Below are 15,928 nucleotides of genomic sequence, written 5' to 3' on the forward strand. Positions count from 1 at the left end.
AGAAGCTTAGAGCTATTGGAGGTAACAGATGAAATACATAGAGAATTTAAGATTTGTAGATATGCTAGTCCTTATAACCAGTTTAGTTTCTTTGTATTTACTAGTTAAAGAGATTTTTAGAAGACATTTCTTTGGTAAAAGACTGATTAGCCCTTATCGAGGGACTGGCACTAAAGGATTACTGATCTACTGGGTTTTACTTGGTGGTTTTTGGGTGTATTTGATGTTTGATGGACATGGACTAAAGGGGTATTACGATAGACCTTATTTTTATAGCTTTACACCTATATTAATGATCTTACTTTCTATTGCCTGTATAATACGTTTGTTTCGTAATGGAGAAATTCGGCAAAAGGGAATTGCTTCAAGGGATGGGATGATTCATTGGAAGCAGATTATAAAATATAGATGGATAGAAGGGGGAAAATTAGAGATTATTTATTTTCCTATTAATAAATTATTTGCCTTTTGGGAAATGACTAAGGGGATTGAAGTTAATTTAGCCTATCGTGAAGAAATAGAAGATCTCCTTAAACAACATATAGGTTGATGTAGTAGGGGAATAAGATAGCTAAGTCGCCCATTGAAGATTAAGCAGCAAAGTTATATTTTTTATTAATATAAACTAATAATAATTATACAATTATCTTAAATGTTAATTCTTCCATTTTTAGATGGAGGAATTAAATTTTTATGTAAGCTTATAGACATTAAAATTTGTATCCAAACCCGCATAATTAAATTATTGCAGAATATTATATTATGAAGCCTTATATCAAAAAAAGGGGGGAATAATATGATAATAGTTACCAATAGAAAAACCATTGTCCTAGCTATTTCAGTGATATTGGTGGTGATATTAGCAATAACTGCTTTTGTATTTGGGCGTTCTAGTGGGACTGCTCAAGTAATGTCTTACGAACAAGTGGTAAAACCTATTGACAGAGGGAATACTGATAATAACTACATAGCTTTTACTTGTAATGTGGACTGGGGGAATGAAGTAATACCAGAAATGTTAGAAGTGTTAAGGGAAAAGGAAGTAAAAATAACTTTTTTTGTAACAGGTAGATGGGCAAAAACTTTTCCAGAAATTTTTCAAACAATTATAGACGAAGGCCATGAAATAGGAAGCCATGGTTATCAACATTTGAATTATAGTACAATGAACCTACAACAAAACTTAGATGAAATTCAACGAGCAGAAAACGTGATAATGGAGTATACTAAAGTAAAGCCAAAATATTTTGCGCCACCATCAGGCGCCTATAATGAATATACCTTAACCGCAGCAGATCAGTTGGGATATCAAACCATTTTATGGACGATGGACACAATTGATTGGAGAACTGGAAGTACTAAGGATATTATTCTTAAAAGAATATTAGATAAAGAAGAACATAAGGGTGGTATTGTTCTAATGCATCCAATGGCTGAAACCGCCAAAGCCCTACCTGAACTAATAGATGCCCTTAGAGCTAAAGGATTAGAAATTGGGCGAGTAAGCGATGTGCTTTAGTTAGCTCCCTATAGAAAAGTTGCATATATTTTAAAACTCAATTATAATGGTAAAGTATAAAGTTCTTATACGATTAGTCTAGAAAAGCTACATACTCGGGAGGATAAAATGTATAAAAAATATACTTTGAATAATGGATTAAGAATTGTTACAGAACACATACCATATGTAAAATCCTTATCAATAGGGGTATGGATTGAAACAGGTTCAAAAAACGAAAATTTGATGAATAATGGTGTTTCTCATTTCATTGAGCATATGCTGTTTAAGGGAACAACAAATAGATCTGCAAAGGATATAGCAGATACTGTAGACGGTATTGGTGGTCAAATTAATGCCTTTACGGCTAAAGAATGTACTTGTTATTACTTAAAAGTGCTAGATTCCCACTATCAATTAGCAATTGATATTTTAGCAGATATGATATTTAATTCTAAGTTTGATCCTAATGAGATAGATAAAGAAAGAAGCGTAATATTAGAAGAAATAAGCATGTATGAAGATTCACCAGAAGATGTGGCCCATGACCTTCTTTCCCAAACAATTTTTGAGGATCATGCTTTAGGCTATCCTATATTGGGGACTAGAGAAACTTTGCTTTCAATGGATCGAGAATCTTTATTGTCTTATATGAATGAATATTATACTCCAACAAATGCAGTTATCTCTGTTGCAGGAAACTTCAATGAAGATACATTATTAGAAGAAATAAAGGAAAAGTTTGAGGGTTGGAAGGGGAAGGAAGCTTTACCTAAACTGGAGAGCCAATTAGATTTTAATTACAAGATTATTGAAAAGATTAAAGATATAGAACAAACCCATTTATGTCTTGGCTTTAAAGGCGTAAAGATGGGGAAAAGAGAAGTATACCCATTACTTGTAGTTAATAACATTCTGGGAGGAAGTATGAGTTCTAGACTCTTCCAAACCATTCGTGAAGATCGTGGTCTAGCCTATTCTGTATATTCTTACCCCTCCATCTATAAGGATGGAGGTATGTTTACCATTTATGCTGGCTTAAATCCAATGCAGTTAGATGAAGTATCCTATTTAATTAATCAAGAAATAGAAAATTTAGTTAAACGTGGTTTAACAATGGCTGAATTAAACAAGGCTAAAGAGCAATTAAAGGGAAATTATATACTAGGTTTAGAAAGTACCAGTAGTCGCATGACATCAATTGGTAAGTCAGAGCTTCTTTTAGGAAAGATCCATAGCCCTAAAGAGACGATTCAAATGATAGACGATATTAATATGGAAGAAATTGATAAAATAATTAGTAGTTTATTTGGATCAAATGATTTTGCTGCTGCAGTCGTTAGTAAACAAGGTCATAAGGACCAACTAGAAAAGATGCTAACCAAAGGATTAAGATAAAAAAATAAATTATTGTATTAAAAAGTTTAGGCCAACATGCTACGTTTTTTCTACACGTAAATCGTTGGCTTTTTAATTTTAACTTTTGGACATATTCTTATCCTAATTTAATATATATTATTAAGTGTCCTCAAGTATATTAATAAAAATTGACACAAAGGATAGGAGGAGAAAGCTGATGAGATTTAGTTCGATGAGCGGTAAAGAAATAGTAAATCTTTGTGATGGTAGTCGTTTGGGGATTATTGGTGATTCGGATTTGTTAGTTGATGAAAAAACAGGAAAAATAGTTGCTTTATTGATTCCTGATCAGAAAAATGTTTTCAATTTTTTATCTACTAATTCTATTTTAGAAATTCCTTGGAATGCCATAAAAAAAATCGGTAACGATATGATCATCATTGAATTAGAAGATAATGATAAAAGAAAATATTCTTTATAGTGTAGATTGCCACCACTAGATTTTAACTGGTGGTTTTTCTTTTATTTTTGTAGCGCAAGTAATCTTTTCATTAGGTAAGAATATATGATTGGGAAAAGGTAAGAATATTACTATATCAAAATTAATAGAGGTGAAAATATGAAAAGAGATGAGCCAAATCAAATGCCGCAACCTTCAATTAATATGGAGAATTCTTTATCAAATATACAAGCACTAGGGACAAATAATGTTCCTAAAAAAGGAGAAAATATTCATATTTTAACAATTATAGGACACATAGAAGGCCATATGGTAGCACCTCCGCAAAATAAATCTACAAAATATGAACATATCATTCCCCAATTAGCAGCCATTGAAGATAATGATAATATAGAAGGCTTGCTGGTTATCTTAAATACTGTTGGGGGAGACGTCGAGGCTGGCTTAGCTATTTCTGAGTTAATACAGAGTCTATCAAAACCAAAGGTTACATTAGTTCTTGGCGGGGGACATAGTATAGGGGTACCATTGGCGACAGCAGGTGACTATTCTTTTATTGCTCCAACTGCTACAATGACCATTCATCCAATTAGAATGAATGGTTTGGTAATAGGTGTTCCTCAAACTTTTAACTACTTTAAGAAAATGCAAGACAGAATTGTAGAATTTGTGATAAGGAGTTCAACAATTCAGAAGGATCATTTCTTAAGACTCATGAACTCAACAGACGAGCTAGCCAACGACATTGGCACAATATTAATAGGAAAAGAGGCTGTAGATAGTGGCTTAATTAATGAAGTTGGGGGATTGGATCGGGCAATGAGGAAGTTAAAAGATTTGATTAAATTATCTCGTCAAACAGAGGAAGAACAATTAACAAATTAAACAAATAATAATTCTAAACTAGTCTAGTAAAGTATTTGTAGAATTGCAAGATTTGGTGTACAATGTTAATAAGCAGGTATAATTAAGAGCGCAGGTATACTGCGCTTTCTTCTAGTACATAGGAAATTATGTACTTTTATAAATTATAGAGCAGTTTTTATCTTTTAGGTTAGGGTATTTTTTCATCAGGGTTTATAGGAAAAATATATTAAGAAATTGCATAAATAATTTTAGTTATCTGCTATTTAGAAACATTTATTTAGGAAGATCAAGTTTGGGGTGAAGAGATGAGAAAGAACAGTAGGACAAAAAAAGATAATAGCATATCATTAACAAAGGAGTTTAATCATGAAATTAAGGGAATATTTTTTATAGCTATAGGATTAATTCTATTAATAGCTATGCACTCATTAGGAGCTGGAAAGGTTGGAGAGCTTGTACGGGCCCTATTGATGGGTTTATTTTCAGGCGCAGCCTACATATTGCCTTATATCACAATCGCATGCGGTGTACTAATATTTACCAATACTTCTTTTTGGAAAAATCGTAGTAGTTATGTTTATTTTTCCGTTATATTCTTATGTATTTTATTCTTATTTTCTTTAAACAATGTGGAGGGTATCCAAAGTGCTACCTTTTTAGAAACCATAAGTAACGGGTTCTCCCAAGGACAAGGGAACGAAGGAGGAGGTCTAGTTGGAAACAGTATTACTTATTTATTCGTAAGCTTATTTGGTACTGTTGGAACTTATATAATTGTTATTTGTTTATTTATTATTTCTACTATGATCTATACAAATGTTTCCCTATTATCTTTATTATTATACTTTAAAAAGGTATTAACAAGAATTTACTTATCCTTTAAGGATTCAGGATCTGTAGAGAAGGCTATTAAAGAAAAGAAAAATAAAAAGGCAGTAGAAAAACAATTAGATTTATTTGAAGCTTCAGTTGCAACTACTGTTGAAAATCTAGTAGAACAAGAGGAAAAAATTAAAATTTTAGATTTCACCAATGAAGATGATTCAGAAGAAGATCCACGATCATCAATGGAAGCGGTAGAAGGTGAAGCTAGCTCGGGATTAATTAAGAAAACAAAAGCGGAGACTAATGGCGTAGATATAAATAAAACAGTTAAAAATGATGAAGAAACTGGCGAAATCAATATTAGTGGTTTTAATACAGACCCCGACTTTGAATACCAGATTCCAGATATAGATCTACTGAGCCAAGTAGATAGCATGCCAAATAAAGAAGATAAAAAGAAGATTTTAAAGAAAGCTAAAGTGTTAGAGGAGACTTTGAAGAACTTTGGCGTTGAAGCTAAAGTTGTACAAGTTAGCAAAGGACCGGTTATTACTCGATATGAATTACAACCTAGTGTAGGGGTAAAAGTTAGTAAAATCGTTAACTTAAGTGATGATATTGCCCTAAACATGGCGGCACCAGCTATCCGTATTGAAGCTCCTATCCCAGGAAAAGCTGCTATTGGTATTGAAATACCAAACGAAGATGTTTCAATGGTTACATTGAGGGAAGTCATTGATAGTACCCATTATCAGTCCAGTGAAGGAAGAATTCCATTTGCCCTAGGGAAGGATATTTCAGGAAACCCAATAATTACTGATATCAGTAAAATGCCGCATTTATTAGTGGCTGGGGCAACAGGGTCTGGGAAAAGTGTCTGCATTAATACTTTAATATTGAGTATTTTGTATAGTTCTACCCCAGAAAACGTAAAACTATTAATGATTGACCCTAAAGTGGTGGAGTTAAACCAATATAACGGAATACCCCATTTGTTAATTCCTGTTGTTACTGACCCTAAAAAAGCGACTGGTGCTTTAAATTGGGCAGTACAAGAAATGACCAGAAGATATCAGCTTTTTGCTGAAAATAGTGTAAAGGATATTGGAACCTATAATGACAAGTTCCCCGAGGATAAGCTTCCCTTCATAGTGATTATCATTGATGAATTGGCGGACCTAATGCTGGTGGCTGCCAATGATGTGGAAGATGCCATTTGTCGATTAGCCCAAATGGCAAGGGCAGCAGGGTTACACTTAATTATTGCCACCCAAAGGCCATCGGTAGATGTTATAACAGGAGTTATTAAAGCCAATATACCATCAAGAATCGCCTTTTCTGTGGCTTCCCAAACCGATTCTAGAACGATTATAGACATGGGTGGGGCAGAAAAACTATTAGGGAAGGGAGATATGCTCTTTTATCCTATTGGTGCCAATAAACCTGTTAGAGTACAGGGAGCCTTTGTATCTGAAAAGGAAGTTGAAAGGGTTGTTACCTTTATTAAAAATCAAGTTCAAAATCCTACATATGAATCTGACATTATTAATAAAATTGATAGTGGAGAAGTACTAGATCTTAATAGTGGCTCTGATGATTTATTTAATAAAGCAGTTGAACTAATTGTAGAAAGTCAGCAGGCCTCCATATCTATGTTACAGAGAAGATTACGAATAGGTTATAACCGAGCTGCTAGACTGATAGATGAGATGGAAGCCAAAGGTATTATCGGTCCCCACGAAGGAAGTAAACCAAGGCAAGTATTAATTAAAGAATCAGACATTGCAGAACAAAATGAGGGAAATTAGAAAATAAACGAAGGTGAAAAGATGGTAGGAAAAGTAGAAATTAATGCAGCCCTTAAGTATACCAATTGTATTTTTATAGATGTTCGTTCTCCCTTCGAATTTATGGAAGGTACAATACCAGGGGCAATAAATCTCCCTTTACTAGATAATGAAGAAAGAATCGAAATCGGTAAAATTTATAAAAAAGATGGTCAAGAACTGGCTAAAATAAGGGGATTAGAAATTGTATCTCCTAAGTTACCCCAATATTATCAAAGGTTGTTGGAACTAAATAGAGGAAATCAAGAAATGATTGTATTCTGTGCTAGAGGTGGCTTAAGAAGCGCCACCTTTGTCCATTTCTTTAAAGGAATGGGTTTAAATATTTTGCAGCTAGAAGGGGGCTTTAAAGCCTATCGAAACTACTTGTTAAACTATTTAGAAGACCTTCATCGCCATCATCATTTTATTGTATTACATGGTTTTACAGGTGTAGGCAAAACGGAGATATTGGAAAAACTGAAAGAAAAACATGTTGCGGTTATCGACTTAGAAGGGTTAGCCTGCAATAAAGGGTCTGTTTTTGGAGAAATAGTTCAAGAAAACCCCTTAACACAAAAGAACTTTGAAAATTGTCTTTTACAAACCCTGTTGCTTACTAAAGAAAAATATATCATTGTTGAAAGTGAGGGTCAACGACTAGGTCAAGTGATTATCCCAAAACAAGTTCATGAATTGATGAAAAAAGGAAGGCATATTTTAATCAGTACTTCTATAGAAGTCAGGGTTGGTAGACTGGTAGAAGATTATGTTAACAACACTCCTAATCATAAGGAGATTTTAGTTCGAGGGATTCAGTTGCTAAAAAAACGTATTGGTAAAGAAAAGGTAGATTACTATCTTCAAAAGATAACTGAGGAAGATTTTTCATCTGTAGCTAAAGAACTAATATTAAACTATTATGACCCTCTATATAAACCATCAATACAAAAATATAATTATGACTTAGAGGTAAATTATGATAAAATTGAAGAGGCAGTAAATCAGATCGCATTAAATTATCACCAAATAGAAGGGAAGTTTAATTAATGAATTTAACAGTTTACGTAGAATCATTGGGGTGTTCAAAAAACCTAATAGACGCAGAAATAATGCTAGGAATTTTAAATAAATATGGATATAAGCTTACTACTCAAAAGAAAAATGCTGACGTTATTATTGTTAATACATGTGGGTTTATTGAGTCGGCTAAGGAAGAATCGATCAATAGAATCATTGAGCTAGGCCTACTTAAACAAGACAGATTAAAGCTTTTAATTGTTTCTGGGTGTTTAGGAGAGCGATATCATCAAGAATTGATCTCTGAGCTTCCAGAAGTTGACGCAGTTGTTGGTACTGGCGGCTACGATGCTATATTAGAGGTTATTCAAGAGTCTCTAAAGGGAAATCGTATTGTTCAAATTGGCAATATTGACAAGATGTTTGATGAAGATCTTCCAAGATACCAAACGACCCCTTCCTATAGTACTTATGTTAAAATTTCTGATGGGTGTGATAATTTCTGTACCTATTGTATTATTCCGAAGCTTAGAGGTAAATATAGAAGTAGAAGAATAGAAAGTATAGTAAAAGAAGTAAAGGAATTGGCGGCTAAAGGCGTTAAGGAAGTTATATTAATTGCCCAAGATACAGCCCGTTATGGAATCGATTTATATGATGACTATAAATTACCCCATTTATTACAAGAGTTAAATCAAATAGAAGGGATCCAGTGGATTAGATTATTGTATGCTTATCCAGAAATGATTTCTGATGAACTAATTAAAACAATGGCTTCTTTAGATAAAGTCTGTAATTATTTAGATATGCCAATTCAACACTGTAGCAATGATGTTTTAAAAAGAATGAATAGAAGGACTACGAAGGAAGCATTGGTAGCATTAATTAGCAAGCTAAGGTTAAATATGCCTGATATTGTATTACGAACCTCTCTAATTGTGGGTTTTCCTGGAGAAACGGAAGAGAATTTTAGAGAACTGAAGAACTTTGTTGAGGAAATGGAATTTGATAAGCTAGGTGTATTTGAGTATTCTATAGAGGAAGGAACTCCTGCTGCTAAATTACCAGACCAAATTGACCAGTCCATTAAAGAAGTGAGAAGAAATGAAATTATGGAACTTCAGCAGAAGATTTCTTTAGCTAAAAATCAAAATAAAGTAGGGAATATAGTTAAAGTATTGATTGAAGAATCACTGGATAAGGATTCAGAATATATGGGTAGAACTCAAGGGGATGCCCCTGAGATAGATGGATTAGTCTATGTCCAATCAAACGTACCACTTAAAGAAGGCGACTTGATCACAGTAAAGATTACTGGAGCCTTAGAATATGATTTGATGGGGGAGAAGGTAGATGAATTTAGCAAATAAGTTAACGATTTTAAGAATTATGCTGGTACCTATTTTTATGATTTTTCTTCTAAATAAGATTCCCTATGGGGTAACGATTGCAGCTGTAATATTTACTTTTGCAGCAATAACCGATACTTTAGATGGATATATTGCTAGAAAGAAAAATCAAATAACTAACTTTGGGAAGTTTATGGACCCATTAGCAGATAAGCTTTTGGTTTCTGCTGCATTAATTTCTTTGGTTCAAATGGGGAAATTATCGGCATGGGTAGTGATGATTATTATTGCTAGAGAATTTACTATTAGTATACTTAGGGCAGTTGCCGCTGCAGAAGGAGTTGTCATCGCTGCCAGTTGGTGGGGCAAGGCAAAGACAATTACTCAAATTGTTGCTATCATTTTTATTCTTATAGACAATTTTCCCTTTAGTTATATCGGTTTTCCCTTTGCAAGCATCATGATGTATATAGCTGTCATTATAACTGTTTTATCAGGTGTTGACTATATTAGAATCAATCAACATATTCTAAAGCATTAGCCTATAGTAAAAGGAGATCACCATGAAGGCATCAATTTTATGTGTTGGAACAGAACTTGTAACAGGAAAAACAATCGAGTCAAATTCTTATTTTCTTGTAGAGGAACTTAAACAGTACGGGGTGTATACCCATCAGAAACTAATTGTGGAAGATGAATTAGAAACAATGGTTTCTTTAATGGAGGTGGCCTTAAAAACTTCTGATCTCATTTTTGTCACTGGAGGGCTAGGGCCTACCCTTGATGATATGACGAGGGAAGCAATTGCTAAGTTAGTTAACTTACCGTTAGAACTTGACGAAGCAGTTAAAGAGACTGTTGTAAAAATCATCACCAGCCAAGGGAGAGACTGTCCTGTTAACAATTATCGACAAGCCTATCGCCCAAAAGGTTCTATACTATTAAATAATGACTATGGAACTGCACCAGGATTCATGACTATTTTTAATGGAAAGTACATTATTGCCCTTCCAGGTCCTCCAAGGGAAATGAAGCTCATGTTCCAAGAACAAGTAGTGCCGTTAATTAAAGAACTTAGCCCTACCATTTATCGGAAGAAAGCCTTCGAACTATTTGGAATTGGAGAATCAGCTTTGGATGAAGCTTTAGAGGAGATATTTACAGATGTGAAAAATCCAATCCTTGGTACCTATTCATCTAATGGGAAGCTCTCAGTAACAATTACTGCTAGGGGCGAGACAGAAGATGAATGCAGTAGTCTGTTAAAGGAATATGGCGAGAAGGTCAAGCAGAAGGTTGGAGAACATATTTATGGTGAAGATGGTGAGTCACTGGAGATCATTGTCAAGGGCCTTCTTTCGAAGCTAGGATTAACCCTTTCTGTAGCTGAATCCTGTACCGGAGGACAAGTGGCGGCTAGATTAACTTCGCTACCTGGTATTTCTGCCTTTTTTGATAGAGGATATGTGACCTATAGTAATCAGTCCAAAATTGAGGATTTAGGAGTACCCCAAAGGACCCTTCAAGTTTATGGGGCTGTCAGTGAAGAGACGGCCTTAGCAATGATTATGGGTATAAAGAATAAAACAAAGAGTCACTGTGGTATTTCCATTACTGGTATAGCAGGTCCTACTGGTGACACCCCAAATAAACCTGTGGGGCTGGTATATATAGGGATAAATGTCTTAGATGATTATCAAGTTTACCAGTATAATTTTAGAGGGAGTCGGGAAAGGGTGCAAAATATGGCTGTTTTAACTGCTTTTAATCTTTTAAGGCAAAGGTTAGAAGATGAATTAAAAAGGATATGAGATAAATTAAATAATTTTTTTAATTATTATTTGACCTACATGAAAATGTAGGTTATAATATTTATAGAACACTTGTTCGTGAGACGAGGAAAGGTAGGTGAAACCAGACTAGGTCTGGTGGGAAGAGATGATGGAAAAGAAAAAAGCATTGGATATGGCTTTAGGCCAAATCGAAAAACAATTTGGTAAAGGTTCAATAATGAAGCTTGGGGCAGATTCTAAATTAAATTTAGAATCAATTTCAACAGGCTCTATCGACTTAGATATTGCATTAGGAATTGGAGGCGTACCAAGGGGAAGAATTGTTGAAATCTATGGTCCTGAATCTTCTGGTAAGACAACAGTTACCCTACATATTATTGCTGAAGCACAGCGTAATGGTGGTACTGCTGCATTTATAGATGCAGAGCATGCTCTAGATCCAGCCTATGCCCAGAAATTAGGGGTTAATATTGAAGATTTAATCGTTTCGCAGCCAGATACTGGAGAACAGGCCCTTGAGATTGCAGAAGCCCTTGTACGAAGTGGTGCCATAGATGTTATTGTAGTTGACTCCGTTGCTGCATTGGTCCCAAAGGCAGAGATTGAAGGTGAAATGGGAGATTCCCACGTTGGTCTTCAAGCAAGATTGATGTCTCAAGCCTTAAGAAAATTAGCGGGGGCGGTAAGTAAATCTAACACGACAGCTATTTTTATTAACCAGTTAAGAGAAAAGGTTGGAATTATGTTCGGTAATCCAGAAGTAACTACTGGGGGTAAGGCTTTAAAGTTCTACGCATCTGTTCGTTTAGATGTTAGAAAGATTGATATGATTAAACAAGGTAATGATGTTATTGGAAATAGAACGAGGGTTAAAGTCGTTAAAAATAAAGTTGCGCCACCTTTTAAGCAAGCTGAATTTGATATTATGTACGGAGAAGGGATCTCTAAGACAGGGGACGTATTGGATGTGGCAGCAAATTTAGACATTGTTAAAAAATCAGGTGCATGGTATAGTTATGGTGATAACCGACTAGGTCAAGGTAGAGAGAATGCAAAACAATTCTTTAAAGAAAATCCAGACCTTTATTTAGAGGTTGAAAACAAAATTAGAGAACATTATGGATTAGCCCCTGTAAAAGGGAATGCTTCAGTAGTAACTGAGATTGCAGCTGATTCTGAAGAATAGAATTTCAAAACATGATTCTATTCAAAAAGTTACTCTATTTACTACTATATTAATGAAATGACTATATTAAAGAAGTTACTATATTATTTTATAGTAGCTTTTTTCCTTTTTGTCTAGATTTCTAGTTATATAGTCAGAAAAAATGATGAAGGGCCTAGGGGCTTATTTAGTAAAAGGGACCAATAAGTATATCATTTCTACAATTGAAAAATTAAAGATCATGATAAAGATGATAGTTTACTTAAATGAGAGAATTTAATAATACCATAATTATGAATTTATATACGATTTATGCAAACAAGAAAGTTGAGTCGCCAATGTTAAGTGAGTAACTTATTTGATATTATAAGATAAACTAATGGAAGAATAAATTGATAATTTTTTTTAGGTTTGCATGAATATAAATTAAAATTAATTATATAATTTCCTCAAATAAGTGGGAATCATTAGAAATTAAATAAAGGTATAATCTATCTATATATGTCAAGAATTAGAATAGGTTTTAAGCCTTTTGATGGTTGTCTATTAAACTTGACACAGTATAAAAAAAGATATACAATTAAATAAATCATGGTGTGTCTTAAATTATTAACCATTAGAATTTATTATGATTATTACTATGTTTACATACTTTTCTACCTTTGTATGTAATGGTAATCGGTTTTACTAAAAACTTAATAAGGGAGGTGTCCACGTATTAATACTATTCAGATCATATTACTCATTTTACTCATTTTAGTTACAACTGCAGTAGGATGCCTTATCGGCTATTTGATTCGCAAAAATATTGCGGAAAAAAAGATTGGCGGTGCCGAAGAACTTGCAAAAAAAATAGTTGAAGACGCAGAACGCGATGCTGAAACTAGTAAAAAGGAAGTTTTATTGGAAGCTAAAGAAGAAGTTCATAAACTCCGCAATGAATTAGAACGAGAAAGCAGAGAAAGGCGTAACGAGCTACAGAGAATTGAAAGACGATTAATACAAAAAGAAGAAGTTTTAGATAAAAAGTCTGATAGTTTAGAACAAAAGGATGAGAAGTTAAATGCGAAAATTAGAGCCGTAGAAGATAAGCAACAAGAAATTCAAGGGCTTTATGATCAAGAACTTCAAAAACTTGAAGAATTATCTGGTTTAACATCAGATGAAGCTAGACAATTACTATTAAATGACATTGAAAAGGAAGTCAAGTATGAAGCCGCAATGTTAATTAAAGACGTTGAATCTAAAGCTAAAGATGAAGCTGAAAAAAGGGCGAGAGAAATCATTTCTTATTCTATTCAAAAGTGTGCTGCTGACCACGTCGCTGAAACAACAGTAACAGTAGTTTCACTGCCCAATGATGAAATGAAAGGTAGAATTATAGGTAGAGAGGGAAGAAATATACGAACCCTAGAAACCTTAACAGGAATTGACTTGATTATTGATGATACACCTGAGGCAGTCATATTATCAGGATTTGATCCTATTCGTAGAGAAATTGCTAGAATTGCTTTAGAAAAGTTAATTTTAGATGGAAGAATCCACCCTGCTAGAATTGAAGAAATGGTTGAAAAAGCAAAACGTGAAGTGGAAAATATCATAAAAGAAGAAGGGGAACAAGCTACCTTCGATGCTGGAGTACATGGTTTACATCCAGAAATAATAAAACTGCTCGGACGATTAAAATATCGTACAAGCTACGGACAAAATGTATTAAAACACTCCATTGAAGTATCCCACTTAGCGGGAATTATGGCAGCAGAACTTGGTTCTGATGTTAAAATCGCTAAGAGAGCAGGTTTACTTCATGATTTAGGGAAAGCCGTGGACCACGAAGTTGAGGGAACCCATGTTGAAATTGGTATGGAACTACTTAGAAAGTACAAAGAGTCTAAAGAAGTAATTCATGCAATGTCAACTCATCACGGTGATTATGAGCCTCAAACAATCGAAGCAGTTCTGGTTACAGCTGCTGATGCAATTTCAGCTGCAAGGCCAGGAGCAAGAAGAGAGACACTAGAATCATATATCAAACGTCTCGAAAAACTTGAAGAAATTGCCAACGATTTTGATGGCGTAGAAAAATCCTTTGCTATTCAGGCTGGTAGAGAAATTCGTATACTTGTTAAACCTGAAAATTACAGTGACGATGAAATTGTATTACTAGCTAGAAATATAACAAAGAAAATAGAGTCTGAACTAGAGTATCCTGGTCAGATTAAAGTAAATGTAATAAGAGAAACAAGAGCTATAGAATATGCTAAATAATAAAAAACTGCGGAAGCAGTTTTTTATTATTTTTTGAATAGATAAACGAGGGAAAATAAAGGAGTTGAATTGACTAAAATAGAAAAAACTAGAATAAAGAGAGGAACTTTCTTGTAAAACTGACAGACCTAAAGTTATAATAGATTGTAACTAGAGGTATTACATATGAAGATAATTAGAAAAAATAGATTAATTTTACATAAGGGGAAGGAGTTTTTATTTTGATCATATATAAGGCCAACAAGATAAAAGGAAGAATAACGATACCAGGGGATAAATCCATTTCCCATAGAGCCATTATGTTGGCAAGTATTAGTAAAGGAAAGAGTTCTATAACAGGCTTTTTAAGGGGAGAAGACTGCTTAAGTACAATAGATTGCTTTAGAGGCTTAGGAATCGAAATCTTTGATGAGGGAGAAGAAATAATAGTTGAAGGAAAGGGACTGTATGGGCTTCAAGAACCTAAGGATATTTTAAATGCCGGTAATTCTGGAACTACCATGAGGTTACTATCGGGGATATTGGTAGGACAAAATTTTCTATCTATTATAACGGGAGATGCCTCCTTAAGAAGTAGACCAATGGCTCGTATTGCTAATCCTTTACGGGAAATGGGAGCCCAAATAGATGGCAGACGAAATGGAGAACTAGCACCCTTAACAGTTCGTGGCGGGAAACTACAAGGAATAAGCTATACCCTGCCAGTACCTAGTGCCCAAGTTAAATCTGCTGTTTTATTGGCTGGTTTATACGCTGATGGAACCACTACTGTAATAGAATCGGTTGAGTCAAGAGATCATACAGAAAAAATGGTACAGGCCTTCGGAGGAAAGTTGAAAAAGGAAGGGAAGAAAATTACGATTGAAACAGGAGAATTATATGGTCAAAGGGTAGAAGTGCCGGGAGATATTTCATCGGCAGCCTTTTTTCTAGTGGCAGCTTCAGCTATGGAGAATAGTCATTTAGTCATTGAAAAGGTGGGGTTAAATCCTACCCGTACTGGTATTATTGATGTGTTGAGGAGCATGGGGGCAGACATTAAAATAGAAAATGAGAGAATCAGTGGTGGAGAGGAAGTTGGAGATCTTATCGTAAGAGGTAAGAAGCTTACAGGAACGACCATAGAACAGGATATGATTCCTCGTTTAATAGACGAAATACCCGTAATAGCCGTAGCAGCAGCCTTAGCAGAAGGTAAAACCATCATCACTGGGGCAGAAGAACTAAAACATAAGGAATCGGATAGAATATTAGCAGTTGTTGAGGAATTAAATAAGTTAGGGGTAGAAATAAAAGAGCTACCCGATGGGATGGTAATAAATGGACCAGCTAAAATAAAAGGTGGTCGAGTAGAAAGCTATGGAGACCATAGGATTGCTATGGCATTGGCAATAGCAGGTTTATTTTCTGAAGAGCCCGTTGAGGTACAAAATAGTGAATGTATTGCTGTATCTTTTCCAGACTTTGAAGAAACCCTGAAAAAAATAGTTCTGTAGTA

At 34.4% G+C, this 15,928-nt stretch carries 13 protein-coding genes; all 13 read left to right on the forward strand.

The genetic code is table 11. The annotated features are described in order from the left end of the window. Nucleotides 1–28 precede the first annotated feature (28 nt). The 13 genes from T335_RS0102015 (at nucleotide 29) to aroA (ending at nucleotide 15,926) form a co-directional block, all read left to right on the forward strand. Entirely contained in the window at nucleotides 29–550 is a 522-nt protein-coding gene (locus T335_RS0102015; protein WP_026476061.1) for a hypothetical protein, read from the forward strand. A 246-nt stretch (nucleotides 551–796) separates the two neighbouring features. Continuing rightward, nucleotides 797–1,519 carry a polysaccharide deacetylase family protein gene (locus T335_RS0102020; protein WP_026476062.1) on the forward strand — a complete coding sequence of 241 codons (723 nt, stop codon included), beginning with the start codon at nucleotides 797–799 and terminating at the stop codon, nucleotides 1,517–1,519. A gap of 108 nt (nucleotides 1,520–1,627) precedes the next feature. Further along, the gene (locus T335_RS0102025; RefSeq protein WP_026476063.1) at nucleotides 1,628–2,896 is read left to right on the forward strand and encodes a M16 family metallopeptidase; all 1,269 of its coding nucleotides are present in this window, start codon (nucleotides 1,628–1,630) and stop codon (nucleotides 2,894–2,896) included. A 178-nt stretch (nucleotides 2,897–3,074) separates the two neighbouring features. Beyond that, nucleotides 3,075–3,338 carry a YlmC/YmxH family sporulation protein gene (locus tag T335_RS0102030; protein ID WP_026476064.1) on the forward strand — a complete coding sequence of 88 codons (264 nt, stop codon included), beginning with the start codon at nucleotides 3,075–3,077 and terminating at the stop codon, nucleotides 3,336–3,338. Nucleotides 3,339–3,476: 138 nt separating this feature from the next. Then, on the forward strand, nucleotides 3,477–4,202 hold the full coding sequence (locus T335_RS0102035) for a ClpP family protease (RefSeq protein ID WP_026476065.1): 726 nt from the start codon (nucleotides 3,477–3,479) through the stop codon (nucleotides 4,200–4,202). 287 nt (nucleotides 4,203–4,489) lie between these two features. Then, nucleotides 4,490–6,817 carry an FtsK/SpoIIIE family DNA translocase gene (locus T335_RS0102040; RefSeq protein ID WP_026476066.1) on the forward strand — a complete coding sequence of 776 codons (2,328 nt, stop codon included), beginning with the start codon at nucleotides 4,490–4,492 and terminating at the stop codon, nucleotides 6,815–6,817. A 21-nt stretch (nucleotides 6,818–6,838) separates the two neighbouring features. Further along, entirely contained in the window at nucleotides 6,839–7,885 is a 1,047-nt protein-coding gene (gene mnmH, locus T335_RS0102045) for a tRNA 2-selenouridine(34) synthase MnmH (protein ID WP_026476067.1), read from the forward strand. Further along, complete coding sequence (rimO, locus tag T335_RS0102050) at nucleotides 7,885–9,225, forward strand: 30S ribosomal protein S12 methylthiotransferase RimO (RefSeq protein ID WP_026476068.1); 1,341 nt, start codon at nucleotides 7,885–7,887, stop codon at nucleotides 9,223–9,225. The genes mnmH and rimO overlap by 1 nt, the downstream gene beginning before the upstream one ends. Further along, nucleotides 9,209–9,745, forward strand: coding sequence for a CDP-diacylglycerol--glycerol-3-phosphate 3-phosphatidyltransferase (pgsA, locus tag T335_RS0102055; protein WP_026476069.1), 537 nt, complete (start codon nucleotides 9,209–9,211; stop codon nucleotides 9,743–9,745). The genes rimO and pgsA overlap by 17 nt, the downstream gene beginning before the upstream one ends. 22 nt (nucleotides 9,746–9,767) lie before the next feature. Next, nucleotides 9,768–11,015 carry a competence/damage-inducible protein A gene (locus T335_RS0102060; protein WP_026476070.1) on the forward strand — a complete coding sequence of 416 codons (1,248 nt, stop codon included), beginning with the start codon at nucleotides 9,768–9,770 and terminating at the stop codon, nucleotides 11,013–11,015. Nucleotides 11,016–11,145: 130 nt separating this feature from the next. Further along, the gene (gene recA / locus T335_RS0102065) at nucleotides 11,146–12,183 is read left to right on the forward strand and encodes a recombinase RecA (protein ID WP_330371161.1); all 1,038 of its coding nucleotides are present in this window, start codon (nucleotides 11,146–11,148) and stop codon (nucleotides 12,181–12,183) included. A 705-nt stretch (nucleotides 12,184–12,888) separates the two neighbouring features. Then, a complete protein-coding gene (gene rny / locus T335_RS0102070; protein ID WP_026476072.1) occupies nucleotides 12,889–14,430 on the forward strand; it encodes a ribonuclease Y in 1,542 nt (513 codons plus the stop codon). A 221-nt stretch (nucleotides 14,431–14,651) separates the two neighbouring features. Beyond that, entirely contained in the window at nucleotides 14,652–15,926 is a 1,275-nt protein-coding gene (aroA, locus tag T335_RS0102075) for a 3-phosphoshikimate 1-carboxyvinyltransferase (RefSeq protein WP_330371162.1), read from the forward strand. Nucleotides 15,927–15,928: the final 2 nt, after the last annotated feature.

The organism is Alkaliphilus transvaalensis ATCC 700919 (assembly GCF_000621485.1).
GTDB classification, from domain to species: domain Bacteria; phylum Bacillota; class Clostridia; order Peptostreptococcales; family Natronincolaceae; genus Alkaliphilus; species Alkaliphilus transvaalensis.

Coding starts and splice junctions, on each gene's coding strand:
- T335_RS0102015 (WP_026476061.1), top strand. CDS start 29: ATGAAATACATAGAGAATTTAAGATTTGTAGATATGCTAGTCCTTATA.
- T335_RS0102020 (WP_026476062.1), top strand. CDS start 797: ATGATAATAGTTACCAATAGAAAAACCATTGTCCTAGCTATTTCAGTG.
- T335_RS0102025 (WP_026476063.1), top strand. CDS start 1,628: ATGTATAAAAAATATACTTTGAATAATGGATTAAGAATTGTTACAGAA.
- T335_RS0102030 (WP_026476064.1), top strand. CDS start 3,075: ATGAGATTTAGTTCGATGAGCGGTAAAGAAATAGTAAATCTTTGTGAT.
- T335_RS0102035 (WP_026476065.1), top strand. CDS start 3,477: ATGAAAAGAGATGAGCCAAATCAAATGCCGCAACCTTCAATTAATATG.
- T335_RS0102040 (WP_026476066.1), top strand. CDS start 4,490: ATGAGAAAGAACAGTAGGACAAAAAAAGATAATAGCATATCATTAACA.
- mnmH (WP_026476067.1), top strand. CDS start 6,839: ATGGTAGGAAAAGTAGAAATTAATGCAGCCCTTAAGTATACCAATTGT.
- rimO (WP_026476068.1), top strand. CDS start 7,885: ATGAATTTAACAGTTTACGTAGAATCATTGGGGTGTTCAAAAAACCTA.
- pgsA (WP_026476069.1), top strand. CDS start 9,209: ATGAATTTAGCAAATAAGTTAACGATTTTAAGAATTATGCTGGTACCT.
- T335_RS0102060 (WP_026476070.1), top strand. CDS start 9,768: ATGAAGGCATCAATTTTATGTGTTGGAACAGAACTTGTAACAGGAAAA.
- recA (WP_330371161.1), top strand. CDS start 11,146: ATGGAAAAGAAAAAAGCATTGGATATGGCTTTAGGCCAAATCGAAAAA.